Genomic DNA, 23,967 nt, shown 5'->3' on the forward strand with positions numbered 1-23,967 from the left:
CCCGCTCGCTCCCGGATTCCGTGACATGGCTCAATTCGTCGTGAGCGGTCGGTTCCAGACGAGAGAAGACAAACAGCCGTTCGAACGAACGATCGACGCCGAAAACGAGTCGGTCGCCCGCGAACACGTGTTCTCGCAGTTCGGCAGCGAGCACGGGCTCAAGCGCACGCAGGTCGAAATCGAGGAGGTGGCTGCACAATGATGGGTGGCGGACAACAGCAGCTCCAGCAGCTCTCCCAGGAGCTCCAGATGATCGAAGAGGAGATCGAGGAGCTCGAAGGGGAGATCGAGGAGATCAACGGGGAGAAAGCCGACATCGACGACGCGATGGAGGCGATCGAGCTGCTCGAGACCGACGCGACGGTGCAGGTCCCCCTCGGCGGCGGCGCGTACGTCCGGGCGGAGATCCAGGACATCGACGAGATCATCGTCAAGATCGGCGCGGACTACGCGCTCGAACAGGACCAGGAGGACGCCGCGGACGCCCTGGAGCTGAAAAAGGAGTCGCTCGACGACCAGATCGAGGAGGTCCGCGAGCAGATCAGCGAACTCGAAAGCGAGAGCGAACGACTCGAAACGCAGGCCCAGCAGATGCAACAGCAGATGCAGCAACAGCAGATGCAGCAGATGCAGCAGATGCAGGAAGACGAGGACGAGTAGAGCCGTGTTCGACGGACTCAAAGAGAAGCTGAACGGGTTCCGCGAGGACGTCGAAGACTCGGCCGAAGTCGAAGAGGAAGCCGAACCGGAAGTCGAAGAGGAAGCCGAACCGGAAGTCGAAGAGGAAGCCGAACCGGAAGCTGCGGTCGACGCTGCAGCATCCGAAGACGAAACGTCGGTGGAATCTGCCGAGGGATCGGCCGACGAACCTGCCGAGGAGGACGGCCCCGGCACGTTCGCCCGAGCGAAGGCGTTCGCGACCGGCCGGATCATCATCGAGGAGGAGGACCTCGAGGAGCCGCTGTGGGAGCTGGAAATGGCGCTTCTGGAAAGCGACGTCGAGATGAGCGTCGCGGAACGGATCCTCGAGAACGTCCGCGAGAACATGCTCGGGGAGACCCGAAAGCAGGTCGAAACCACCGGAGAGCTCGTCGAATCGGCGCTGCAGGACGCCCTGCTCGACGTGATCTCCGTCGGCCAGTTCGACTTCGAGTCCCGAATCGAGGGGACCGAGTCGCCGGTGGTAATCGTCTTTACCGGCGTCAACGGCGTCGGCAAGACCACCAGCATCGCCAAACTGTCGGAGTGGCTCGCGGATCGGGGCTACTCGTCGGTGCTTGCAAACGGCGACACCTACCGGGCGGGCGCCAACGAGCAGATCTCCGAACACGCCGACCGACTCGGCCGGAAGCTGATCAGCCACGAACAGGGGGGCGACCCCGCCGCGGTCATCTACGACGGCGTGGAGTACGCGAAGGCCCACGACGTCGACGTCGTGTTGGGCGATACGGCGGGGCGGCTCCACACCAGCGACGACCTGATGGCCCAGCTGGAGAAGATCGATCGGGTCGTCGATCCGGACCTGACGCTGTTCGTCGACGAGGCGGTCGCCGGACAGGACGCGGTCCAGCGTGCGAAACAGTTCAACGAGGCCGCCGAGATCGACGGGGCGATCCTCACGAAAGCCGACGCCGACTCCTCGGGCGGGGCGGCGATCTCGATCGCGTACGTCACCGGCAAGCCGATCCTCTTTCTGGGCACCGGCCAGGGGTACGACGACCTCGAGCGATTCGATCCCGGGGAGCTCGTCGACCGGCTGCTCGGCGACTGATACTGATTATTGTAGCGATTTACCGGTCGATCGGCCATCCGGTGGGTCGATCGGCCACCCGGTGGGTCGATCGTCCGGTTACGGCCGAGAATAATCATTATGACACGGGACACCCGACGGTTCGATCGAAAACAGACCAGGGGCCTACCACGGGAAGCCTCGGGGCTTGACCCCGAGGCGTTTCACCGGGAGCCGAAGGCGCTCTTCCTTTTAAACCGGTTCAGTCCGCGGCACCGGGCGCGACCTGTCCACCGAGCATCTCCTGGAGGTCCGCCTGCGGCTCGCCGATCGGCTGGAGGCCGTACTCGGCGTTCAGCGCCTCCACCAGCTCCGGCGTGAGGAACTCCGGGATCGACGGGCCCAGCCGGATATCCTCGACGCCCAGCGACAGCAGCCCCAAAAGCACCGCGACCGCCTTCTGCTCGAACCACGACAGCACGATGCTCACCGGGAGGTCGTTGACGCCGCAGTCGAGTTCCTCCGCGAGGGCAGTGGCGATCCGCACCGTCGAATAGGAGTTGTTACACTGCCCCTGATCGAGGAACCGCGGGATCTCCGTCCCCGGGACCGTCCCGAACTCGAGGTCGTTGAACCGGAACTTCCCGCAGGAGGTCGTCATCACGATGCAGTCTTCGGGGATCGACTTCACGAGCTCGCGGTAGTAGTCACGACCGGGGGTGGGGGCGTCACACCCCGCGACGACGAAGACGTGCCGCAGTTTGCCCGCCTCGATCGCGTCGATGATCTCGTCGGCCAGCTCCAGGACCGGCTGGTGGTGGAAGCCCGTCGTCACTGTGCCGGTCGGCTCCCAGTCGACCGCCGGCAGCGACTTCGCTTTCTCGATCACGGGGGAGAAGTCGCCGTCCTCGATCGAGACGGCCTCCTCGAGCCCGGCGACGCCGGTGGTGAAAAAGCGGTCCTCGTACGCCTCGCGGGTGGGCTGGACACAGTTGCTCGTTCCGACGATCGCGCCCGGGAAGTCGACGAACAGGGTGCGCTGGTCGTGCCAGGCGCCGCCGACGTTCCCCTTCAGGTGGTCGTACTTCGCAAGCTCCGGGTACGCGTGAGCGGGCAGCATCTCCGAGTGGGTGTACACGGACACACCCTCGCCGTCCGACTGTTCGAGCAACTGCTTGAGGTCGTGGAGATCGTGACCCGTGACCAAAATCGCGTTGCCCTCGACGCCGTTCTGAGGAACTTCAGTGGGTTCGGGGACGCCGAGTTCGTTCGTGTGCGCTTCGTCGAGCAGTTCCATCGCGGAGACGGCCGCCTCGCCGACCTCCAGCGCCTGTTCGAGCGTCTCCTCGGGGTCGAAGTTCACGTTCGTCAGCGTCGAGTACAGCGCCTCGTGGACTGCGGCGTCGACCTCCGGATCACGGTAGCCCAGCCGGCGGGCGTGGGTGGCGTACGCCGAGACACCCTTGAGACCGTAGACAGTCAGATCCTGGATCCCCTGGATGTCGGGCTCTTTGCCACACACGCCGCGTGTCGTACAGCCGCCGTCGGGCGTCTGCTCGCACTGATTACAGAACATCGTATTCGAAGGGAAGGGTGTCGACATCAAAACGCCGTCCGAGATTCCTACCGTCGGAGACCGGTTCCCGAACGCGTTCGGCCCGGGTACAAAAACCCCGTGCGACGGAGCCACACACTCACCGGACGTCCGACTGTAGCCCGACCGGTCCGGTGAGTTCCTCGACGAACGCCTCGATCACGGCCCCTTCCGCCCGCTGGAGCGTCTCGCTGCAGGTCGACTTCGCCAGACCGACCTCCTCGGCGAGCTCCGTCAACGAACACTGTCGTGGCGTATCGTAGTAGCCGCGTCCGACCGCGGTCAAAAGCAGATCCCGTTGCGTCTCCGTGAGTAGTTCTTCCGGGCGAGGGTCGTCGCGGATGTACTCGACCTGGTACTCGACGCCGGCGCCGTCGAACTCCCCGAACAACGCGGACAGCCGGTCGGCGGCGCCGCTCACCTCCAGGGTGACCTGTCCGTCGCTGATCCGCACCGGGAAGTCGATCAACACCCCGGACGTCTGGGCCGAGAGCACGAGCATCGGCGTCCTGGTTTCGATCTGGACAGTCACCTGTCCCGTCGACTCGTGGACGGGTTCCGCTTCGAGGATGCCTGGATGGGACTCGATTGCCGGGACGATTTCGTCCGGCTCGTCGGCATAGACGGTGATCAGGGCGATTCCTGAATCCTCCGCGGGGACGGCCGAAAGCACACACACCGTCGCGTCCGGATGTTGCGCCGTCACTTCCGAGACCCACACTCCCTCGGGCATGTCCAGCACGATCCGTGCCCTGCTCATCGCTCTGGGGCCTCTCCGGGCTCTTCGCCACGGGCGGCGGTAGCCCCGGAGCCGTCCTCCCGGTCGACGATCCGTTCTTGCCACTGCTGGACTTTCGCCATCAATTCGACCGGCGGAGTTTCGTTGACGTCCGTTGCTTTCAGTTCCTCGAGCACCTCGTCGGTTCGTTGGGCGTCGCTGTCGTCGGTTCGTTGGGCGTCGCTGTCGTCGGTTCGTTGGGCGTCGCTGTCGTCGGTTCGTTGGGCGTCGCCGTTTGCCGACCTGAACGACCCCGACGAGAGGTCGAACACCGCCTGGACCGGTTCGCCACCCCCCTCGCCGGCCCCGTCGCCGGCCTCCACATCCCCGCCACCGGAGCCGCGCGCCTCGATGGCCTTCTCCTCGCGGAGCCGCCCGAGCACCTCGTCGGCCCGGGAGACGACCGGCTCCGGAACTCCAGCGAGGTCGGCCACGTGGATGCCGTAGGAGCGATCCGTGGGGCCCTCCCGGATCGTCCGGAGGAACGTCACGTCGCCGTCGCGCTCCTCGGCGGCGACGTGGACGTTCTCGACTCGGGGGAGATGCTCGGCGAGCGTCGTCAGCTCGTGGTAGTGGGTCGCAAACAGCGTCTTCGCGCCCACCTCGTTGTGGAGGTACTCGGTGGCCGCCCAGGCGATCGAAATCCCGTCGTAGGTGGCGGTCCCGCGGCCGACTTCGTCGAGTATCACGAGGGAGTCTTCGGTCGCCGAGTGGAGAATGTTCGACAGTTCCTGCATCTCCACCATGAACGTCGATCTACCCTCCGCGAGTTCGTCGAGCGCCCCGACGCGGGTGTAGATGCCGTCGACGACACCGACGGTCGCCTCGCGGGCGGGGACGAAGCTGCCCGCCTGCGCGAGCAGCGCGATCAACGCGGCCTGGCGCATGAACGTCGACTTCCCGCTCATGTTCGGTCCGGTAACCAAAAGGAACCGCCGGCGGTCGTCCATCGCGAGGTCGTTCGGGACGAACTCGGTTGACTGCTCGACGACGGGGTGTCGGCCCGCCTCGATCGACAGCTCGTCGCCGTCGGTGACGGTCGGGCGCGTCCAGCCGTTGACGGCGGCGTGTTCCGCGAGCGCGGCGAGGACGTCAACCCTCGCAAGCGCCCGGCCGACGTCCTGCAGCAGCTCCGCCCGGTCGGCGACGCGTTCCCGGAGCTCGCAGAACAGCTCGTGTTCCAGTTCGCCGCGGGCCTCCTCCAGGCGGAGCACCTCCCGCTCCCGCTCTTCCAGCTCGTCGGTGGTGAACCGCTTGGAGTTCTTCAGCGTCTTCACCTCGCGGTAGTGCGCCGGCACCTGATCGGCGACGGACTTGCCGACCTGGATGTAGTAGCCGTCCGTCTTGTTCCGATCGACGGTGACGTGCGAGAGTCCGTGGCGTTCCCGCTCCCGGTCGGCCAGCCCGTCGAGCCACTCGCGGACCTCCTCGTGACGGTCGATGATTTCGTCGAGTTCCTCGTCGTACCCACGCTGGAACAGCCCGCCCTGCCTGACCGAGTCTGGAGGGTCTTCCGCGAGCGCCGAGGCGAGCTCTTCCCGCGTTCCGCGGACGGTTTCGAGATCGAGCCCGTGAAGCGTCTCGGCGATCGGCGACCCCTCGAGTTCGGTGCCGTCGATCGCCTCGAGCAGCCGGTCGGGAACCGCGAGCGTGTCCCGAACCGAAAGCAGATCGCGGGCGTCGGCGCTCCCGTTTGCCGTCCGGGAGCCGAGCCGCTCCAGGTCGCCAGCCTCGCCGAGGACGTCCCGGACCCGATCCCGCGCGAGCGCTGCCGAGGCGAACGCCTCCAGGGCGTCGAGTCGGCGGTCGATCTCCGCCCGATCACGTCGGGGGCGGGTGAGCCACTCCCGGAGCAGCCGGCGACCGGGGGTCGTCACCGTGTGATCCAGCGTCGCGAACAGCGATCCCTCCCGGCCCCCCTGCATCGTCTCGGTGAGTTCCAGGTTGCGCTGGGTGGTCGCGTCCAGTGCGACGTGGTCGCCGGACTCGTAGGCCTGGAGCCGGGTCATCGCGGCGGTCACACCGGCGCCGGTCGCCTCCGTGTAGCCGACGACGGCGCCGGCCGCCCGGATTGCGAGCTCGGCGTCGAGCCCCACCGTCTCGGGTGTCGACGCCCCGAACTGCTCGCGGACGGCGTGTCGGGCCCGTCCCGTCGCGAACAGCTCGGCGTCCGGCAGCGACAGCGTCGCGTCGGTCTCCTCCCGGATCGCCGACAGCATCGGCTCGTCGGTCCGCACCGACGGCCCGGGAATCACCTCCGCCGGGGCGAACCGGTGCAGCTCCGCGCGGGCGGCGTCCCGATCCTCGACGGCGGTCGCGGTGAACCGACCAGTCGTCACGTCCGCGAACGCGAGCCCGTACGCCGTGTCCGTCCCGTCGTCGTGGTCGCCGGAGGCTGTGCCATCGCGGTCGGCGACGACCGCGGCGAGATACTGCGCGTCCGCGTCGTGGGTGCCGAGAAACGTCCCGGGGGTGACGACTTTCGTGATCTCCCGGGCGTGGCCGCCGCCGTCGGTGTCGTACTGGTCGGCGACGGCGACGCGGTACCCCTTCTCGACCAGCGCCTTCAGGTACGGCGAAAGCTCCGACAGTGGAACGCCCGCCATCGGGTACGACGACCCGTGGGAGGACTTCTGGGAGACCTTCAAGTCGAGCTCCCGACCGACGAGTTCGGCGTCCTCGGCGAAGAACTCGTAGAAGTCGCCACACTGCATCGCCAGCAGGTCCGCGTCGGTCTCCTCTTTCAGCGAGAGGAACTCGCCGACGATCCCGTCAGTCATACCCGTTTGTCGGGCGGGCGGGCGGTAAAACGCTGTGGGTCTGCCGTGGCGCTTCCCCTCGACCTGCCTCGCCGTCGGGAGCTGTCCCCATCTCCCACATTTATGCCCCGCCACGTCGACCCCACTGACATGGCTTTCCACGAGATGGACGTCGACACGATTTGGCTGAACGGAGAGTTCGTGGACTGGGAGGACGCCACGACCCACGTTCTCACCCACGCGCTCCACTACGGGACGGGCGTGTTCGAAGGGGTTCGCTGTTACGACACCGAAAACGGCCCGGCGATATTCCGGTGGGACGAACATCTCGATCGTCTCTACGACTCCGCGAAGCCGTACGAACTCGACATCGGTCACACTCACGAGGAGTTGACGGACGCGACGCTTGAACTCCTCCGTCGAGAGGGGCTCGAGAGCTGTTACATCCGGCCGATCGCGTACTACGGCTACCACTCGCTTGGCGTCTCGCCGGGCGACTGTCCCACCGACGTCGCGATCGCCGCCTGGCCGTGGGGGGCGTATCTCGGCGAGGAGGCGCTCGAAAACGGCGTCGACGTGATGGTCTCCTCCTGGCGAAAGCACGCCTCCTCGCAGATTCCGACGAACGTGAAGACGACCGGGCTGTACGTCAACTCGATGCTCGCCGGCGAGGAGGCTCGGCGGAACGGCTACGTCGAGGCAATCGTGCTCAACAAGGAGGGCAACGTCGCCGAGGGTCCCGGAGAGAACCTCTTTATGGTGAACGACGGCGAGATCTACACCACTGGCCCGGCCCAGAGCATCCTCGAGGGGATCACCCGCGACACGGTGATCACGCTCGCCGAGGAGCGCGGCTACGCGGTCCACGACGAGGCGGTCATCTCCCGGGGACAGCTATACACCGCAGACGAACTGTTCTTCACCGGCTCCGCCGCGGAGGTCACCCCGATCCGGAAGGTTGACAACGTCGAGATCGGCGGCGGCACCCGGGGACCCGTCACCGAGGAGATCCAGCAGGCGTTCTTCGAACTCGTCGAGCGGAAGACCGACGCCCACGACGACTGGTTCACCTACGTCTAGAACACGCCGAACACGAACGCGAGCCCGACGAGTATCAGGACGACCGCAGTCAACGTCGGCAGATACGGCGTGTACTGCTCGATGCGCTCGCGGTGGGTCTGATACCCCGCGATCAAAAGCAGCGTCGGCGCGAGGATCGCCAGGATCACCGCAACCGAGTAGACCAGCATCAACTCGAGACAGAACTCGGTCCCCGCACAGATCGCGAGGATCTGGAGCGGCTCCTCGTGGGCGAACCCCAACAGGAGGGCGGTCATCCCGAGGGTTCGAAGGCCCCCTTCCGCGTGGCTCTCGTCGAAGTGGTCGTGGCTGCCGTTTCCGCCGGGGAGTCGAGCACGGATCCGGCCGAGCAGCCCGGGTTCGTCGTTCTCGTCGTGATCGTGGTCGTGATCGTGATCGTGATCGTGGTCGTGGTGGCCGTGTCCCCCGCTCACGTATTCGTGGATCCCCAGCAGGATCAGCATCGCACCGGCGAGCGGTTTCATGTACGGCCCCTCCGCGAACGCGGCGAACCGGCTCACCGAAAAGTACGCGACCACGAGCGCCACGCTGCTTATCAGGTGGCCGACGCCGAGGACCATCCCGGCGATCGTCCCGCTGATCCACTTGCGCGGGCGATCGAGTGCGTAGGCCGCGGCGATCGGCCAGCCGTGATCCGGCAACACGCCGTGTATTACCCCGAGTGCGACGACGCCGACGACGAGCTCTACGTCCACGTCTGTTGATCACCGGCGACTGGTGAAATGGGTTGTTACTACGCGATTGCCGATCCCGTATTATCCGACGGTCCCGGCGCCGAACCGCGATGGCGAACAGTATATCCTCCTCCGGGACCCAGCCCTCGGACATGCGTACCAGTCTGACGGTTCCCGAGGACCTTCTCGCGGAGTTCGATGAAACCTGGCAGTCGGAGGGGATCGACTCCCGGTCTCGGGCGATTCGGCAGGCGATGTCCGAATACGTCCAGCGGCACCACACGCTGGAGGCTGCAGACGGACGAGTCACCGGCGCGATTGTCACCGACTACGACCACCACGCCGCCGTCGACCGGATGTACGACCTCCAGCACGAGTACGATGACGCCATCATTTCCATCAGTCACGCCCACCAGGGAGACTGGTGTCTGGAGACGCTGTTCGTCGACGGCGACGCCGCCCGGATCAGGGAACTGGTCTATCGACTCAAGAACTTCGACGGCGTTCGGCGCGTCCGAACGATGATGCTTTGAGTTCTCCGGGTTCGCTTTCGGTTGGCTACCGGTCGCCCGGCTCTCCGGATCGCGTTTCGCTTCTGTTGCCGTCGGTGGCGTCACGACCCAGATCGTCCCGCTGCCCGACATCGATCCTGGTCTGAGTTGATCCGTCGGTCGACTCGTCGAGGGCGTCCTCCTCGTCTTCGACGGGGATCTGGTGTGGCGACTCCGCGAAACCCGCAGAGAGGATCCGGGTGAGCGCTTCCTCGGTGGTCTCGCCGGTGTGGTCGATCCGTTCGGGCTCTACTTCGATCACGAATCCGGAGGTGATGTTCGGGGCGGTCGGCATGAACAGCACGACCTTTCCGTCGCGGGTCCGTTTTCCGGTTTTGAAGGCGGTCATCCGGATGCCGGCCCAGGTTTCGAGGTACACCGGCGCCTGGAGGTCCTCCGTTCCCGAGAGGGCGGTTTCCACGGCCAGCTTCGAGGCGTTGTAGACCACTCGCAGAGCGGGCAGCCGGTTCATGAAGTCGTCGATCTGCTCCTCGGCGACGCGACCGAGCGTGGTTCGCATGAAGTACCCCGCCGCGAGGACGACGGTCGTGAACACTGTGAGTGCGATGACGGTCCGCGCAATCGGGACGAGGCTCGCCGGAACGCCGAGGTCGACCAGTTCGATCGTCCCGATGAGGGGGACCGACGCGACGTATCTGTAGATCCACCTGAGCACCACGAGCACAACGAGCAGCGGAACCAGCAGAATCAGGCCGCTCGCGAAGTCGCGCTTCCAGGTGGACATCACCCCAGTTTCGGTTGCCCCGGCATAAGGTACTTTCGAGAGACGACACGTCGGCACGTCCGGCGGTCGCTTCCCGCGGCGTCGAACCGTCGGCGTGGAGTATATACCGCCGGATCGCCTACGGATGGCCGTGACTGTGCGGCCGACGGCACTCGATGGGCCGGTGTTCGGCGTCGACGTGCAAAGCGGCGACATCCGGGGGGATGCACCCTCCTATGCGCTCGTCGTCCTCGAGGAACGCGAGGTCGACGGGGAACGCGAAGAGCGGCTGGACCGCGACGTTGTTTCGTTCCGGAAGCTCTGCCGCCTCATCGATCAGCACGAGCCCACCCGGATCGCCACAGACAACGCCTACGAACTCGCCGAAGACAAGGACGCGCTGGTTCAGTTCCTCCAGTCGCTGCCGGCGGGGACGAAGCTGGTACAGGTGACCGGCGCCCAGCGCCCGGAACCGCTTTCGCGGGTCGCCGACCGCTACGGGGTCCCGTACGGCAAACAGCCGATGGAGGAGGCGGAGGCCGCCGCCCGCCTCGCGGCCGGAAACGTCGGCCACGAGGTGACCGCCTTCACCGACACCACCACCGTCAAGGTCGCCCGCGGTCGCTCGACGGGCAAAGGGGGCTGGAGCGAGGACCGGTACACCCGGCGGATCCACGGCAGCGTCAAAAAACGGGCCCGGGAGGTCGAGTCCGAACTCGAGGACGCCGGCCTGGAGTTCACCCGGGAGGTGACCGAAAAATACGGCGGTTTCTCGAACGCGATCTTCACCGTCGAGGCGCCCCCCGAGGAGATCCCGGTGTCCCGCTCGCGGTCGGGAGACACCCGCGTCGAGATCGAGCGCGAGCGCCGCGACGGTATCGAGTACGAACCGCTCGTCAAGCGCCGGGATCGGGTGATCGTCGGTATCGATCCCGGGACGACCACGGCGGCGGCGATCGTCGACCTGAACGGGGAGCCGCTTTCGGTGTACTCCTCCCGGACCGCCGACGCGGCGACGGTCACGGAGTGGATCGTCGAACGCGGTCGCCCGGCGCTGGTCGCGGCCGACGTGACGCCGATGCCCGAGACGGTCGAGAAGTTCCGCCGGTCGTTCGACGCCGCCGGCTGGACGCCCGACTCCGACCTCCCGATCGACGAGAAGCTCCACCGCACCCGGGAGGCCGCCTACGACAACGACCACGAGCGGGACGCCCTCGCGGCGGCGCTGTTCGCCTTCGACGCCCACGAAGCACAGTTCGAGCGCATCTCGCGGAAGGTTCCCGCCCGCGTCGACACGGACGAGGTGATCGCCCGCGTACTCGCCGAGGAGACGAGCGTCGAGATCGTCCTGGAGGACATGCTCGAAGCGGACGACGACGCCGACGCGGAGTCGGACGCGCCACAGGAACCCGAGCTCACGGAAGAACAACGGGAGATCCGCCGGCTCGAGCGCCAGGTCGAGCGTCTCGAGGACCACGTCGAGGACCTCAGGGAACAGCTCGATGAAAAAGACGAGACGATCGAGGAGTACGAAGAGAAGCTCTCGTCGGCGCGCCGAAAGGAGCGTCGGGAGGCGCGGCGCCACCGGGAGGTCACCCGGCTCGAGCGGAAGGCCGAGCGGCTCGAACGCGAACGCGACGAGGCCCGCGAGGAGGTCGAGGAGCTCGATCGGAAGCTCGATCGGGTCAAGACGCTGTGGAAACTGGACCACGACGACTTCTCCGACGTCGCCGAGGGGCGCGGGCTGGTGTCGGTGAAGGTGCTCGACCAGTTCACCAAAGGCGAGATCGACCGCGTCAAATCCGAGTACGGGCTGGTGCCCGACGACGTCGTCTACCTCCGGGACGCGTCGGGTGCGGGCCGGACGACTGCGGAGCTGCTCGCGGAGACGGAGCCGCGTGTCGTCCTCAAGGAGGGCGGGCTCTCGGAGATCGCCGACGCGATCCTTTTCGACCGGGAGATCCCCGTCGCGCCCGCCGACGACGTGACGATCCAGGAGGTCGACGAGCTGGCGGTCGCCCGCGAGCGGGACGTCGAAGATGCGATCGACGACTGGCACGAGCGGGCGACCGACCGGCGACGACGGCAGAAGGCGGAGATGGTCGACCGGCTCATCAGCGAACACCGCGCGGAAAACGGTGGCCCCTAGGTTTCGGTTCCCGAAATCGTCTTCCGAAGCTTAGCGTTCGGGTCCGGAGCCGTCCTCGGTTTCGTTTTGTGTCTCCTCGAGATGGCTCCGAATCTCCCTCACGAGATCGTACTGCGGGCTCACGCCGCCGAGCACGAACAGCGCGTAGTAGCGCAGATACGTCTGCACGGGCACCGCCACGAGAACGGTTCCGACGACCACGATCGCCAGCACGCCCACTGAAAAGAACCCGAACGCGAGCAGTTCGACGACCTGGACCGCGAGTACTTCGAACAGCACGAACCCGACCAGCAGGAACACCACGAGCAGGGGGATCCCAACGAGGATGGCGACCGCAAGATAGCCCACAGCGAGGACCACGCCAGCGAGCAAGCCGAGCACGATCCTCGCGAGCAGGTACAGCCCGTATTCGCGGAGTTCCCCCCGGAGTTCCGGCCAGAACTCCTTCCAGGCGTCGACGAGTCCACTGTCGCTCGCGATCATCACGGGGACGACGAAGTCGGTCGTGAGCCGGTTGGCGAGCCAGAGGACGACGCCGACGACGAACAGTGCCGGGAGGAACACAAGCAGGAGCAGGACGCCGGCGGTCCCGAACGCGGCGGGCAAAAGCGCCACGAACAGCGCGCTGGCGAGTGCGAACAGGCCGACGACCAGCCGGAAGGCGAAAAGCGAGACTCCCGGCGAGGCGGCCTGGGCGATCCGGCTCCACAGCCGGGCGTCTGCAGTCCGGAGTTGCTCGACGAAGACAAACTCGAACAGTGCCCCGAGATACAACGACACCAGCCCGCCGACCAGAATCACTGTCCCTACGACGACGAATTCCGGGGTCCCGAGCGCGGGGAGGAGCCCACCGGGGCCGACGATCGGCCCCGGGAGATCGACCCCTCCGGTGCCGACGTTGTAGTTGAGGTCGAACCCCGTGGTGCCGCCGACGAAGAACGCGGCCACAGCGAGGGCGAACCACCGGCGCAGCGAACGGGGCAACAGCAGGCGTTTTGTAGCGGCAAACGCGTCCCGGAGGGACTCGGTAACGTGGGACATGTGAGAGCGATTCGTCGCGTGCACCTATAAAAGTCGACTCGCAGCGAAGGACCGCACTCGATCCGTCGGTGGCCTCTCGTAGCGTTCAAACGCCTCCGGCGTCTACTCGCCCCCGATGGACGCGGCCGGGGTTCGGGATCGGGCCGGGGAGCTTCCGCGGGAGCCGGGGGTCTACCAGTTCCAGGCGGGCGACGCCGTCCTGTACGTGGGCAAGGCAGTCGACCTCCGGGATCGGGTCGCCTCCTACGCCGATCCCCGAAGCCGGCGGGTCCGCCGGATGGTCGAGTCCGCCGACGCGATCGACTTTGCCGTCACAGACACAGAGACCCAGGCGCTGTTGCTCGAGGCGAACCTCATAAAGCGTCACGCCCCGCGGTACAACGTCCGCCTGAAGGACGACAAGTCCTACCCGCTGGTTCAGTTCACCGACCACCCCATCCCCCGGATCGAGATCACCCGCGATCCCGCGGATTCCGCGACCGTCTTCGGTCCGTTCACCGACAAGGGTGACGTCGAGACTGTCGTGAAGGCGATCCGAGAGACGTACGGCCTGCGCGGCTGCTCGGACCACAAGTACCGGGGGCGGGACCGACCGTGTCTCGACTACGAGATGGGGCTGTGTTCCGCGCCGTGTACCGGAGAGATCGACGCTGCGTCCTATCGGGAGGACGTCGAGAGCGCTGTGCGGTTTTTCGAGGGGGAGGCCGGCGTTCTCGCGGACCCGATCCGCCGGGAGATGGACGCCGCCGCCCAGGAGGCGGCCTTCGAGCGCGCCGCCCACCTCCGGGATCGGCTCTCCGTCGTCGAGGCGTTCCACGGCGGCGGGGGCGAGGCCGTCCAGTCGGGAACGGACGCCGGGGAACAGCACGTCGACGTGCTGGGAGTCGCCCTCGAGGGAACGACCGCGACGGTCGCCCGGCTCCACAGCGATCGCGGCCAGCTCGTCGACCGGTCACGTCACCGGCTGGACGTCCCCGAGTCGTCGGAGGGAGCGGAAGCGGGAGCGACCACCGACGGGGACCCGCCGGAGGCGAGCCGGAGCGCGGACGTGCTTGCGGCGTTTCTGACCCAGTATTACGCCGAGCGGGAGCTCCCCGACGCCGTGTTGCTTCCGGAGCGACCGTCGGATTCCGAGGTCCGGGAGTGGCTGGAGGCCGCCGGCGTCGCGGTCAGGGTCCCGGGCGCCGGTCGGGAGGCGAAGCTGATCGATCTCGCCTTGAAAAACGCCAGAAAAGGCCCCGAACGCGGCGACGAGCTCGGTATTCTGGCGGACGCGCTCGGAATCGACCGCCCCGAACGGATCGAGGGGTTCGACGTGAGCCACGCCGGGGGTCGTGCCGCCGTCGGCTCGAACGTCCGGTTCGTCGACGGGAGCGCAGAGAAGTCGGGCTACAGACGGAAGCGGCTCTCGGACCGCAACGACGACTACGCCAACATGCGCGAGCTGGTTTCCTGGCGGGCGACCCGGGCGCTCGAGGGGCGCGACGACCGGTCGGATCCGGACCTCCTTTTGATCGACGGCGGCGACGGCCAGCTCGGCGCCGCCCTCGACGCCCTCGAGGCGACCGGCTGGGAGGTCCCGGCGATCGCGCTCGCCAAGGAGTCCGAACTCGTAATCACCCCCGAGAGAACCTACGACTGGCCCGACGACGCTCCCCACCTGCACGTGCTCCAACGCGTGCGAGACGAGGCCCACCGGTTTGCGGTGCAGTATCATCAGACGCTCCGGGACGACGTCTCTACCGCACTCGACGGAGTGCCGGGGGTCGGCCCGGAGCGCAGAAAGCGGCTGTTGCGCCGATTCGGCAGCGTCGAGAACGTGCGTGCAGCCTCCCGGGACGATCTGCTCGACGTCCCCGGCGTCGGCGACCGGACGGCCGACGCGATCGAAGAACGGCTGTGATGCCCGAAGGAACTGCAGAGAAACCGTCCTCAGCGGTCCGTTTCAGGCGATCTCGGCGTACTGATCCGAGAGCTTCTCGGCGGCCTCGTCCATCAGCTCCCGCTCGTAGTCGTCGAGCTCCCACTCGATGACCTCCTCGACGCCGCCGGCACCCAACTTCGCCGGGACGCCGAAGGCGGTGTCCTCGTAGCCGAACTCGCCGTCGAGCACCATCGAGCACGGCAGCACCTCGCCGGTGTCTTCCAGAATCGCCTCGACGGTATGTGCGACGCCGGTTGCGGGCCCCCACTGCGTGGCGCCCTTGCGTTCGATGACGTCCATCGCAGACTCCTGGAGGTCCGCGAGGATCTCTTCTTTCTCGTCGGCGTCGAACGCGGGGTCGCGACCGTTCACTCGCACCTTCGAGAAGACCGGCACCTGCGCGTCGCCGTGTTCGCCGAGGATCGTCGCCTCGACGTTTCTCACGGGTGCATCGAACCGCTCGCCGAGCACGTACCGGAAGCGAGCGGAGTCGAGGCGACCGCCGAAGCCGATCACGGCATGACGGTCGCGGTCGCCCGTCTCGTAGAGATGTCGGTTGAGCAGGTCCACCGGGTTCGACGTCGTGACGGTGACGAAGTCGTCGTTGTGCTCGGCGAGCGAGGAGCCGATGTCCTCCATGATCGGCGCGTTGTCGCCCGCGAGGTCGATGCGGGTCTGGCCGGGCTGGCGCGGGATGCCCGCGGTGATGACGACGACGTCCGAGCCGGCGGTGTCCGAATAGTCCCCCTGTCGGACGCGCGTGTTGGAATCGTAGGCGATCCCGTGGTTCGTGTCGGCGGCCTGGCCGACTGTCTCCGGCTCCTTGTCCGGGATGTCGACGAACACGAGCTCGTCGGCGACGTCCCGCAGCGCGAGGTTGTATCCCGCGGCGGCTCCGACGGTTCCGGCGGCTCCGATGATGCTAACTTTCGTCATACCACGTAAAACGGCACCGGGGTGGCAGGTAATCGTTTCGGATACGACGCGAGAGATCCTCAGACGCCGAAAAGTGAATCGACATGTGTCGAAAAATCGTGTTTTCAGCGTCGGTCACGGCTGCGGTGGCTCCCCGTCGTAGGCGTCGTGGTCGGCGTAGAAGTTCAGCATCGCGAACTTGAGCTTCCCCGGCTGGAGGTCGAGCAGTTCTTCCCGTTCCTCGGGTGGGAACGTCCCGCGCACGGAGTACTTCCCCATGTCGGCGTCGGTGTACCGTTTGTCGATCAGTACCCGGACGCCGAAGTCGGCCGGCGATCGGATCACCCGCCCGATCGCCTGTCGGGTCTTTCGGATCGTCGGGATCTCGACGGCGTAGCGCCAGCCGGGGTCGTCGACGGCCGCGTCGGCGTACGCGTTGTCGTAGGCGTCCTGGACGGCCTCCATCCGCTCGGACAGCTGGGGATACGGAACCCCGACCACTACGACCGTTCGGGCGTCGCTGTCGTCGAAGCTCACCCCCTCGGTGAGCGTTCCCCACAGGGAGGTAAACAGGGCGGCGTCGCCGTTTTCGACGAACTCCTGCCGGAGCTGTTCTGTCGGCGTTCCCGCCTCGTCGAGTCGGAGATCTCCCAGATCCCCGCCCGCGTACTGCCCGATCCCGTCGCCCCCGCCCAGCAGTTCGTAGTACCTGGTTGCCTCCCTGTAGGAGGGGAAAAACAACAGGGTGTTTCCGGGGGTAAACCGGATCGCGTCCCGGAGGGTTTCGGCGATCGTCTCCTGTGTCTCGGGGTCGTCGCGGGCCGAGGAGAACAGCGGCGGCGTCTCGACGGCGTAAGTTCGCCGGTTCTTTTCGGGATACGCCAGCCCGAACGACATCGTCGCCGGGTTCTCCAGGCCGAGCACGTCGCTCGTCACGCCGAACGGGCGCAGCGTCGCCGACAGCAACACGGAGGCGGCGACCTCCTCGAAGAGCCCGCCGGTCACCTGCCGCGGGATGCAGGTGTAAAGCTCCGCGCGGCCGTACACCTCGTCGGTGCCCGCGTCCCGGCGCACGCCGACGAGGGGGTACTGGCCCAGCTCGGAGCGCTCGTCCATCCACGCCGAGACGAACGTCGCCGCCTGGAGCGTCCCGGATTCCTTTCGGGTGGTCGCGTCCCCGCTTTTGTACGACTCCGCGTACTCCTCGTCGAGTCGTTTGCCGACCTGGACGGCGAGTTGTAGCTCTGCGTCGATGCCGCGTCCCTCGTAGCGGTCGAGAAACGACAGCGTGAGCTCGTCGGCGCGGTCGTCGTTGGCGATCGGAACGTCCTCCCAGTGGTCGCCGATCCGTTCGCGGTCGCCGAACCCCAGTTCCTCCTCGTATGTCTCGACCAGTGCGTCGTGGAACGCCGAGAGGACGTTCCGGGCCGCGTCCGCCCGCGGATCGTCCTCCAGCTCATCGAGCTCCTCCAGCGCACTGGCGAGAGTGTTCTCGGTGAGTGTCCGGGTGGCGTAATCCCGGGCGGCCGACTCGACGTTGTGCGCCTCGTCGAACACTGCGATCACCTCCTCGGGGTCGCGGCCGAGCCACCGGAAGAACTGCTCGCGGATCGTCGGATCCAGCAGGTGGTGGTAGTTACAGACGACCAGATCGACCTCCTCCATCCCTTCCTTCAGGAGTTCGTACCCACAGAGCCCGCGCTCGTCGGCGTACTCGTAGATCTCTTCGGGGCGGCGCACGTCGTCGAACAGCCACGCGAAGAACTCGTCGGTGTCGGCGGTGAGATTGTCGTAGTAGTACTCGCAGGTGTTCCCCTCCTGTAGCGACTCGACGCGGTCGTCCAGCGAGTCGATCCCCTCGACGACGTCCTCGCGCGCCTCCGCGGCCGCCGCGTCCCCGTCCTGGGCCCGATCGAGCAGCTCCCGCTGGCGGGCGGCGAGCTCGCTCCGGTCGCGTTCGGCGTCGACGAGCGACCGGGTCGTGTCCCGGAGGGTCTGGCACTCCTGGTAGTCGACGTCGATGTGACACATCGACGACTTCCCTTTGAATACGACCGCCCGTATCGGCTCCGTGGCTGTGATCGCGCGGGCGTCCTCGACGAACTGTCGCATCTGCTGGTGGACGTTCGTCGTGATGACGACCGTCCGGTCCTCCTCGCGGGCGTGCTCGAGAGCCGGAACCAGCGCCGACAGGGTCTTGCCGGTTCCGGGCGCTCCCTCGAAGAGGACGTCCTGGCCGCGGGCCAACGCGTTGGCGATCCGGTCCATCGCCTCCCGCTGGTTGGGATAGGGATCCTCGTACGGGAAGAACCGCAGGTATTCCGGCGCTGTCACTACTGGAGAGTCTCTCCTCACCCAAGTAAAACGTACGGGCGAAACGGGGGATCAGATGCCCTTCGACCGACTTAATATTTAAAACTATCTCCCGCGTGTGGTGGATCTGCCCCGCCGAGATACCGCTTTTCACCTTCAGGATGTCTTCGTACCCATGGCAACGGAAACAGCGACTGCGACCGGAACGAGTACCGATTACAGCACGTGGAAAACCGGAGTCGTCGGCGGCCTCGTCGGCGGCGTCGTCTTCGGAGCGATGATGTCGATGATGATGCCGGCCGTGATGGAGGGAGCGATCCCCGGCATGTACGGGCTCTCGGGCGGGCTGGCGGGATGGTTCATTCACATGAGTCACTCGGCGGTGCTGGGCGTGGTGTTCGCGGCGATTGCGGAGGCGAAGCCAACGATCGCAGCAAGCACCGGATCGAGCGTCGGGGCGGGCGTGGTCTACGGGATCGTCCTGTGGGCGGTGCTGGCCGTGATCGTGATGCCGATCTGGGTCGGTGCGGTGACTCCCGCGGAGCCGCCGTTCCCGAACCTGAACTTCCAGAGCCTCGTGGGTCACGTCGCCTACGGCGCATTGCTGGGCGGCGTTTACGCGGCACTGCGTGAGTGACGCCCTGCCGTTCGGGTCCATTTTTTTGGCGGATCGTTCCGATGACGGTTGTCTGACGCATCGGTGACGTTAATACCTCCGGAGTACCTAGGCGGGCTAACATGGAAGAGAGCATCTCGGGGTTCAAAGTGACCGGCGACTGGGGCGAAGTCGTCGAACACGGCGAGCGGATCACCCGCGCACTCCGGGAGAACGGTTGCGACGGACAGGCGTTCGAGGAGTGGGACGAGTGGCGCCCCAAGGTCCACGAGCGGCTCCGGGAGGACGTAAGCGAAAAGACCGCAGAGCAGGCCTCCATCGACGAGGGGGAAGGGGAAAAGGCCGGGAAGGCGGCCGGGGAAGACATCCAGACCGCCGGCGAGAAGCTCTCGGAGTCGTACGAACGGGTCGAGGAGGGTGACGACCAGGGGGCGATCGAGCGCTGGAGCGAGTCGATCGACTACGTCGCCCGTGCGGCCGACTCCGCCGGCCGGAAGGCGATCCGGACCGTCGAGGACACGGTGTATCAGAAGGTGATGACGCAGCTTGCACCGTACTACTTCGATAACGAACTCGTCTCGGCGAACATCCAGCGGACCACCCGCGGGAACGGCGAGAAGTTCGTCTTCGAGGTGAACGTCAACGACGACGAGCTCAAAGACGAGGTGAGCGAGAAGCTCTCGGAGTACGAAACCGAAATCGATCGGTGGCACGTCGCCACCGAAAAGGAGACGTCGGTCGCCGAGGCGGTCGAAGGCGTCGAACCGCCCGAGGAGTCCGAGGAGCCGGAGCCGACCACGAACTAGCGGTTCGGACATGCCCGTCGAACGCTCGCTGTTTTTTTCGCGGGTCAACACTCAAGGGACTGTCTTCCGAGCGGTAGGGTGTAATGTACCCACGACTAAAGTCATGGACTTTCTCCCGCGAGGGGTTTCGGCCCACAATTCGGCAACTCGTAGGCGGGCTACACGCCAGCAGTTCCCCGTGTGGAATTACTCTATTCCACGGGCGGGTACTCCCGAGCGGGGGTTTGTCTCCCGCCGAGGTACTGGGGTATGGAAGCCCACTCTCCAACGTGGAGGGGCTGGCTCACACCGCTTTAATTCTCGGTGGACTCGAACGCGGGTGTTTCGCGGGCGGGGTACCCCGCCTCGGAGGGACAACGACATCGTCCCCGAGTTTCGGTTCATCGCCGGGACGGTCTGTCCGGGGCCGCATTACGCCGGCCCGTACTGGGAGACACATTTGGCCTCCCAGCACTACTATGGCAGACGTTCACTCGGGCGATAAACGTAATGATTCGAAACCAGCCGACCGAAGCGCGGTGGTCGGCCGCGCCCCCGGCGCGCTCCTCCCACGACTGAAGTCGTGGGTTTCCGCGCTGTTCCAACTATGAACGACCTCCCCGACGAGGACGACGCGATCGTTCGGGTGGACGCCGGCGAGTTGACCGCCGACGAGATCATCGACGCGCTCGAGTCCGGCTCCCGCGTGATCGTGACGGTCGACCTGTTCGGCAGCACGACCGACATCGCCCTGCGACACGACGGCGAGGTGTATTACTGTGACACGCCCACCAGGCTCCACAAACACCGGCTGGAGTCGGAGATGCGCTCGTGTATCGAACGAATGGGGTACGGAAAAACGGACGACGGGTGACCGATCTGCGGCCGGCGCACCCGACGGTAAGCCTCTCCCCGACAAGGAAGCTTAACGTCTCCACGGCCACACTCTTGCGACATGAGTACTGACAGCGACGTCGATGCGACCCTGAGCCCGGGGGAAATCGACTTCCAGCACGTCCTGTCGTGCGTGTTCGGGATCCAGGACCACGAGAGCCGGACGTATCTCGTGTTGCGATCGAACCCGGGAAGCACCGTCTCGGAACTCGCGGACGCGCTGGAGCGCGACCGGAGCAACGTCAACCGGTCGCTGACCGCGCTGATGGAGAAGGGGTTCGTCGAACGCCAGCGTCGGCTGCTCGACTCCGGCGGGTACATCTACCAGTACACCGCGATCCCGCTTCCCGAGGCCAGAGCGTTGCTCCACGAGACGCTCGAGGAGTGGGTGAAGAAGGTTCACGACCGGATCGACGAGTTCGGAACGGAGGGTCGGCCGTGAGTCGGAACTCCGCCGACGACGAGGTGGATTCCACCGCCCTCGCGCTCGACGCGCCCGCGCCGGCGGTCCCCGACGACGCCGACGAGGGCGTCTGGCTCGGCTGCATCGACTGCGGGGAGACGTACCCGCCGTTCGAGTCGGTCCGGTACACCTGCGACTGCGGCGGCCTGCTCGAGGTCCGGTACGCCGAGCCCGCCGGGTTCGACGAGTTCGGTCCCGACGGCCACTCGGGCGCCCCCCAGCGGGGCGTCTGGCGGTACGCCGCGGCGCTGCCGTTCGCGGAGGGCGTCTCGCTGCCGGAGGGGGATACCCCGCTACACCGGGTTCCGAGGCTCGAGGACGACGTCGGGGTGGCGTCGCTGCGGATCAAACACGAGGGGATGAACCCGACCGGCTCGTTCAAGGACCGCGGGATGACCGTCGGCGTGATGGCCGCCCGGCGGCTCGGCGTCGGCCGGCTCGCGTGCGCCTCGACGGGCAACACCAGCGCCGCGCTCGCGGCGTACGGCGGGCGGGCGGGCATGGAGACGCTCGTCCTTCTGCCCGCCGGCAAGGTCGCCGCCGGAAAGGTCGCCCAGGCCGCCCTCCACGGCGCGCGGATCCTCGAGGTCGACGGCAACTTCGACGCCTGCCTCGACATCGTCCAGGAGCTGGCCGAACGCGGGGAGGCGTACCTGCTCAACTCGCTGAACCCGTTCCGGCTCGAGGGCCAGAAGACGATCGGGTTCGAGATCCTCGAGGCGCACCGGGAGGACTACGGGACGTTCCCCGACCGGATCGTGCTCCCGGTGGGCAACGCCGGCAACACCGCGGCGCTTTATAAGGCGTTCAGGGAACTCGTCCAGGCGGGGAATCTGGAGCCCGAGGAGGTGCCCGCGCTTACGGGCGTTCAGGCGTCGGGCGCCGCCCCGATGGTCGAGGCGATCGAGGAGGGCACAGAGGAGATCCGGCGCTGGGAGGAGGTCGAGACGATCGCGACGGCGATCCGGATCGGCAACCCGGTCAACGCGCCCAAGGCGCTGCCCGGGATCCGCAACACGGGCGGCACTGCCGTCGCCGTCGAGGACGAGGAGATCACCGCCGCCCAGCGCGACCTCGCGGGGGAGGGCGTCGGCGTCGAACCCGCCTCCGCCGCCTCGGTTGCGGGGCTCCGGAAGCTCCGCGAACGGGGCGTCGTCGACGACGACGAGCGCGTCGTCTGTCTCACCACCGGCCACCTGCTGAAGGACCCCGACGCGGCCTACGAAGCGGGGAACGACCCCGAACCGGTGCCGAACGACGCCGACGCGGTGCTCGCACACTTGCGGGAGTGACGCCGTCACCGATCGGCGAGGTGATTGTTACGTAGATCGGGGGCCCGCTCGGCTGTCTTTATCGGGGGTCGTGGGTCAACACGAGGAGTTCCCCGTCGGTCCTGGCCAGGCAGATCGGCCCGTTCGGCGCGCTGTTGAACGTCACCGTCGGATCCTCGCTCACGAACAGTCGATCGAAGGCCCGACCGCAGGCCGGACACGCGTACTCGTCGTCGGGATTCGACAGGTGCCAGGAATCGGCCCCCTGCGTCAGCACTTTCAGACCGTCGCGGTGGGCGTGGACGTCGAAGCAGTCGTCGATGTCGAGCGGTTGCACGTCGGGTGAGGGCGGGTTGCGGGGCTACTTAAGAGTGGCAGATCACGGTCTCGCTTCCGGCGCGGCGATCGCGGTGAACCCGCGTTCGAAGTCCGCCCGGAGGTCCCGGACGTCCTCGATGCCCACCGACACCCGGATCAGCGAGTCGGAGATCCCGACCTCGGCCCGGCGGTCGGGCCCCAGCGGCTCGTGTGTCATCGTCGCTGGATGTTCGATCAGCGTCTCGACCCCGCCGAGGCTCACTGCCAGCGTCATCGTCTCCACTGCCTCGAGGAACGCCTTCGCGTCCCACAGGTCGCCCTCGAGTTCGAACGACAGCACGCCGCCGTAGCCGTCCATCTGTCGGCTCGCCAGTTCGTGTTGCGGGTGGCTCTCCAGTCCGGGGTAATACACCTCCTGCACTCGATCGTGCGCCTCGAGGTACTCCGCCAGCGCCAGGGCGTTCTCCTCGTGTTGTCGCATCCGCACGCCGAGCGTCTTGAGTCCCCGGGCGAGCAGGTAGCTGTCGAACGGCGCGAGGCCGTTCCCGAGTGCGACCTGCTGACGGAAGCCCAGTGCTTCTGCAACCTCGGGGTCGTCGGTGACGACGGCGCCGCCGATCCCGTCGCTGTGGCCGTTGAGGTACTTCGTGGTGCTGTGGGCGACCAGGTCGGCGCCCAGATCGAGGGGCCGCTGGAAGTACGGGCTCGCGAAGGTGTTGTCCACGCCGAAGACGGCCCCGTGTTCCGCTGCGATTTGGGCGATCGCTTCGACGTCACACAGGTGGATCAGCGGGTTCGTCGGCGTTTCCATCCACACCATCGCCGTGTCGTCGCCGACCGCGCTCTGAACCGTCTCGAGGTCGGTCGCGTCGACGAACTCGACGTCGACGTCGAGCTGGTCGTCGAACAGCGCCTCGAACATCCGGCGCGTCCCCGCATACAGGTCGTCGAACGCCACCAGGTGATCCCCCGGCTCGACGACCGAAAGCACCGCCGTGGCGATCGCGGCGGTCCCCGAGGAGAACGCAAAGCCCATCTCACCGCCCTCGAGCGTGGCGAGCTGGTTCTCCACGGCGTGTCGCGTCGGGTTCGACAGCCGACCGTAGAGGAACTCCCCCGCCGACGGATCGACGTCCTCCAGGCGCAGCTCCGGATCGATCCCCGGCAGCTCGTAGGTCGACGACAGGTGGATCGGCGGCACCACGTCGCCGGCCGGCGACTCGGATCCGTCCAGCACGGCCCGGGTGTCGAATCGGGGTGTGGTATCCATACGCGAACGTTTGCCGCCCCGCCGCTAATACGTTTTCAATGCTTACTCATCTGAAATAAATGTATTATATCCAGGAGTAATCAGATGGGCGGGGAACT

General features: G+C 66.6%; 22 protein-coding genes. 12 read left to right on the plus strand and 10 right to left on the minus strand.

Annotated features, from left to right (window positions below):
* The first annotated feature begins 25 nt into the window (after positions 1-25).
* Genes rpl18a through ftsY form a run of 3 tightly spaced genes read left to right on the plus strand, consistent with a single transcriptional unit; the run spans position 26 to position 1,771 of the window.
* The gene (gene rpl18a / locus RH858_RS07675) at positions 26-202 is read left to right on the plus strand and encodes a 50S ribosomal protein L18Ae (protein WP_259534619.1); all 177 of its coding nucleotides are present in this window, start codon (positions 26-28) and stop codon (positions 200-202) included.
* A complete protein-coding gene (gene pfdA, locus RH858_RS07680) occupies positions 202-660 on the plus strand; it encodes a prefoldin subunit alpha (RefSeq protein WP_259534620.1) in 459 nt (152 codons plus the stop codon). The genes rpl18a and pfdA overlap by 1 nt, the downstream gene beginning before the upstream one ends.
* Before the next feature lie 4 nt (positions 661-664).
* Positions 665-1,771, plus strand: coding sequence for a signal recognition particle-docking protein FtsY (gene ftsY, locus RH858_RS07685; protein ID WP_259534621.1), 1,107 nt, complete (start codon positions 665-667; stop codon positions 1,769-1,771).
* A gap of 220 nt (positions 1,772-1,991) precedes the next feature.
* Here ftsY and hcp read toward each other — a convergent pair whose 3' ends face one another.
* From hcp to mutS, 3 genes are all read right to left on the minus strand, one after another.
* On the minus strand, positions 1,992-3,305 hold the full coding sequence (hcp, locus tag RH858_RS07690) for a hydroxylamine reductase (protein ID WP_259534623.1): 1,314 nt from the start codon (positions 3,303-3,305) through the stop codon (positions 1,992-1,994).
* A 118-nt stretch (positions 3,306-3,423) separates the two neighbouring features.
* Positions 3,424-4,083, minus strand: a complete 660-nt coding sequence (locus RH858_RS07695) for a helix-turn-helix domain-containing protein (RefSeq protein WP_310561492.1) — start codon at positions 4,081-4,083, stop codon at positions 3,424-3,426.
* On the minus strand, positions 4,080-6,881 hold the full coding sequence (gene mutS / locus RH858_RS07700; protein ID WP_310561493.1) for a DNA mismatch repair protein MutS: 2,802 nt from the start codon (positions 6,879-6,881) through the stop codon (positions 4,080-4,082). The genes RH858_RS07695 and mutS overlap by 4 nt, the downstream gene beginning before the upstream one ends.
* Positions 6,882-7,010: 129 nt before the next feature.
* On the opposite strand from mutS, the gene RH858_RS07705 reads away from it, so the two are divergent.
* Positions 7,011-7,940 (plus strand): branched-chain amino acid transaminase, encoded by a 930-nt coding sequence (locus RH858_RS07705; RefSeq protein ID WP_259534627.1) that lies wholly within the window; start codon positions 7,011-7,013, stop codon positions 7,938-7,940.
* Here RH858_RS07705 and RH858_RS07710 read toward each other — a convergent pair.
* On the minus strand, positions 7,937-8,656 hold the full coding sequence (locus RH858_RS07710) for a hypothetical protein (protein ID WP_310561494.1): 720 nt from the start codon (positions 8,654-8,656) through the stop codon (positions 7,937-7,939). The two genes, RH858_RS07705 and RH858_RS07710, sit on opposite strands and share 4 nt — an antisense overlap.
* Before the next feature lie 131 nt (positions 8,657-8,787).
* On the opposite strand from RH858_RS07710, the gene RH858_RS07715 reads away from it, so the two are divergent.
* Positions 8,788-9,168 carry a CopG family ribbon-helix-helix protein gene (locus RH858_RS07715; RefSeq protein ID WP_259534629.1) on the plus strand — a complete coding sequence of 127 codons (381 nt, stop codon included), beginning with the start codon at positions 8,788-8,790 and terminating at the stop codon, positions 9,166-9,168.
* Positions 9,169-9,193: 25 nt separating this feature from the next.
* Here the strand turns inward: RH858_RS07715 and RH858_RS07720 are convergent, their stop codons facing one another.
* Positions 9,194-9,931 (minus strand): DUF502 domain-containing protein, encoded by a 738-nt coding sequence (locus RH858_RS07720; protein WP_259534630.1) that lies wholly within the window; start codon positions 9,929-9,931, stop codon positions 9,194-9,196.
* Between the two features lie 130 nt (positions 9,932-10,061).
* Between RH858_RS07720 and RH858_RS07725 the strand changes: the two genes are divergently transcribed.
* Complete coding sequence (locus RH858_RS07725) at positions 10,062-12,059, plus strand: DUF460 domain-containing protein (protein WP_259534632.1); 1,998 nt, start codon at positions 10,062-10,064, stop codon at positions 12,057-12,059.
* Positions 12,060-12,089: 30 nt separating this feature from the next.
* On the opposite strand, the gene RH858_RS07730 is transcribed toward RH858_RS07725, so the two are convergent.
* Positions 12,090-13,100, minus strand: a complete 1,011-nt coding sequence (locus tag RH858_RS07730; protein ID WP_310561495.1) for a hypothetical protein — start codon at positions 13,098-13,100, stop codon at positions 12,090-12,092.
* A gap of 115 nt (positions 13,101-13,215) precedes the next feature.
* Between RH858_RS07730 and RH858_RS07735 the strand changes: the two genes are divergently transcribed.
* On the plus strand, positions 13,216-15,003 hold the full coding sequence (locus RH858_RS07735) for an excinuclease ABC subunit C (RefSeq protein ID WP_310561496.1): 1,788 nt from the start codon (positions 13,216-13,218) through the stop codon (positions 15,001-15,003).
* 42 nt (positions 15,004-15,045) lie between these two features.
* On the opposite strand, the gene mdh is transcribed toward RH858_RS07735, so the two are convergent.
* Both mdh and RH858_RS07745 read right to left on the minus strand, forming a co-directional pair.
* Positions 15,046-15,960 (minus strand): malate dehydrogenase, encoded by a 915-nt coding sequence (mdh, locus tag RH858_RS07740; RefSeq protein WP_310561497.1) that lies wholly within the window; start codon positions 15,958-15,960, stop codon positions 15,046-15,048.
* Between the two features lie 114 nt (positions 15,961-16,074).
* Positions 16,075-18,273, minus strand: coding sequence for an ATP-dependent DNA helicase (locus RH858_RS07745; protein WP_259534636.1), 2,199 nt, complete (start codon positions 18,271-18,273; stop codon positions 16,075-16,077).
* Between the two features lie 154 nt (positions 18,274-18,427).
* On the opposite strand from RH858_RS07745, the gene RH858_RS07750 reads away from it, so the two are divergent.
* The 5 genes from RH858_RS07750 to thrC all read left to right on the plus strand — a co-directional run bounded on the left by RH858_RS07750 (position 18,428) and on the right by thrC (position 22,302).
* Positions 18,428-18,889, plus strand: a complete 462-nt coding sequence (locus RH858_RS07750; protein WP_259534637.1) for a DUF1440 domain-containing protein — start codon at positions 18,428-18,430, stop codon at positions 18,887-18,889.
* A 101-nt stretch (positions 18,890-18,990) separates the two neighbouring features.
* The gene (locus tag RH858_RS07755; RefSeq protein ID WP_259534638.1) at positions 18,991-19,674 is read left to right on the plus strand and encodes a DUF5828 family protein; all 684 of its coding nucleotides are present in this window, start codon (positions 18,991-18,993) and stop codon (positions 19,672-19,674) included.
* Between the two features lie 586 nt (positions 19,675-20,260).
* A complete protein-coding gene (locus RH858_RS07760) occupies positions 20,261-20,527 on the plus strand; it encodes a hypothetical protein (RefSeq protein ID WP_259534639.1) in 267 nt (88 codons plus the stop codon).
* An 81-nt stretch (positions 20,528-20,608) separates the two neighbouring features.
* Complete coding sequence (locus tag RH858_RS07765; RefSeq protein ID WP_259534641.1) at positions 20,609-20,989, plus strand: helix-turn-helix domain-containing protein; 381 nt, start codon at positions 20,609-20,611, stop codon at positions 20,987-20,989.
* 23 nt (positions 20,990-21,012) lie between these two features.
* Positions 21,013-22,302: a threonine synthase gene (gene thrC, locus RH858_RS07770; RefSeq protein WP_310561579.1), complete on the plus strand. Its 1,290-nt coding sequence runs from the start codon at positions 21,013-21,015 to the stop codon at positions 22,300-22,302.
* Positions 22,303-22,360: 58 nt separating this feature from the next.
* Here the strand turns inward: thrC and RH858_RS07775 are convergent, their stop codons facing one another.
* A complete protein-coding gene (locus tag RH858_RS07775) occupies positions 22,361-22,618 on the minus strand; it encodes a flagella cluster protein (protein ID WP_310561498.1) in 258 nt (85 codons plus the stop codon).
* Positions 22,619-22,660: 42 nt separating this feature from the next.
* The gene (locus tag RH858_RS07780; protein WP_310561499.1) at positions 22,661-23,869 is read right to left on the minus strand and encodes a PLP-dependent aspartate aminotransferase family protein; all 1,209 of its coding nucleotides are present in this window, start codon (positions 23,867-23,869) and stop codon (positions 22,661-22,663) included.
* Positions 23,870-23,967 lie beyond the last annotated feature (98 nt).

Source organism: Halalkaliarchaeum sp. AArc-GB (assembly GCF_031432225.1).
In the GTDB taxonomy this organism is placed as follows: domain Archaea; phylum Halobacteriota; class Halobacteria; order Halobacteriales; family Haloferacaceae; genus Halalkaliarchaeum.

Excerpts from the sequence above, each read along its gene's own strand:
- rpl18a (WP_259534619.1), top strand. The coding sequence starts at position 26 with ATGGCTCAATTCGTCGTGAGCGGTCGGTTCCAGACGAGAGAAGACAAA.
- pfdA (WP_259534620.1), top strand. The coding sequence starts at position 202 with ATGGGTGGCGGACAACAGCAGCTCCAGCAGCTCTCCCAGGAGCTCCAG.
- hcp (WP_259534623.1), bottom strand. The coding sequence starts at position 3,305 with ATGTTCTGTAATCAGTGCGAGCAGACGCCCGACGGCGGCTGTACGACA.
- RH858_RS07695 (WP_310561492.1), bottom strand. The coding sequence starts at position 4,083 with ATGAGCAGGGCACGGATCGTGCTGGACATGCCCGAGGGAGTGTGGGTC.
- mutS (WP_310561493.1), bottom strand. The coding sequence starts at position 6,881 with ATGACTGACGGGATCGTCGGCGAGTTCCTCTCGCTGAAAGAGGAGACC.
- RH858_RS07705 (WP_259534627.1), top strand. The coding sequence starts at position 7,011 with ATGGCTTTCCACGAGATGGACGTCGACACGATTTGGCTGAACGGAGAG.
- RH858_RS07715 (WP_259534629.1), top strand. The coding sequence starts at position 8,788 with ATGCGTACCAGTCTGACGGTTCCCGAGGACCTTCTCGCGGAGTTCGAT.
- RH858_RS07720 (WP_259534630.1), bottom strand. The coding sequence starts at position 9,931 with ATGTCCACCTGGAAGCGCGACTTCGCGAGCGGCCTGATTCTGCTGGTT.
- RH858_RS07730 (WP_310561495.1), bottom strand. The coding sequence starts at position 13,100 with ATGTCCCACGTTACCGAGTCCCTCCGGGACGCGTTTGCCGCTACAAAA.
- RH858_RS07735 (WP_310561496.1), top strand. The coding sequence starts at position 13,216 with ATGGACGCGGCCGGGGTTCGGGATCGGGCCGGGGAGCTTCCGCGGGAG.
- mdh (WP_310561497.1), bottom strand. The coding sequence starts at position 15,960 with ATGACGAAAGTTAGCATCATCGGAGCCGCCGGAACCGTCGGAGCCGCC.
- RH858_RS07750 (WP_259534637.1), top strand. The coding sequence starts at position 18,428 with ATGGCAACGGAAACAGCGACTGCGACCGGAACGAGTACCGATTACAGC.
- RH858_RS07755 (WP_259534638.1), top strand. The coding sequence starts at position 18,991 with ATGGAAGAGAGCATCTCGGGGTTCAAAGTGACCGGCGACTGGGGCGAA.
- RH858_RS07760 (WP_259534639.1), top strand. The coding sequence starts at position 20,261 with ATGAACGACCTCCCCGACGAGGACGACGCGATCGTTCGGGTGGACGCC.
- RH858_RS07765 (WP_259534641.1), top strand. The coding sequence starts at position 20,609 with ATGAGTACTGACAGCGACGTCGATGCGACCCTGAGCCCGGGGGAAATC.
- RH858_RS07780 (WP_310561499.1), bottom strand. The coding sequence starts at position 23,869 with ATGGATACCACACCCCGATTCGACACCCGGGCCGTGCTGGACGGATCC.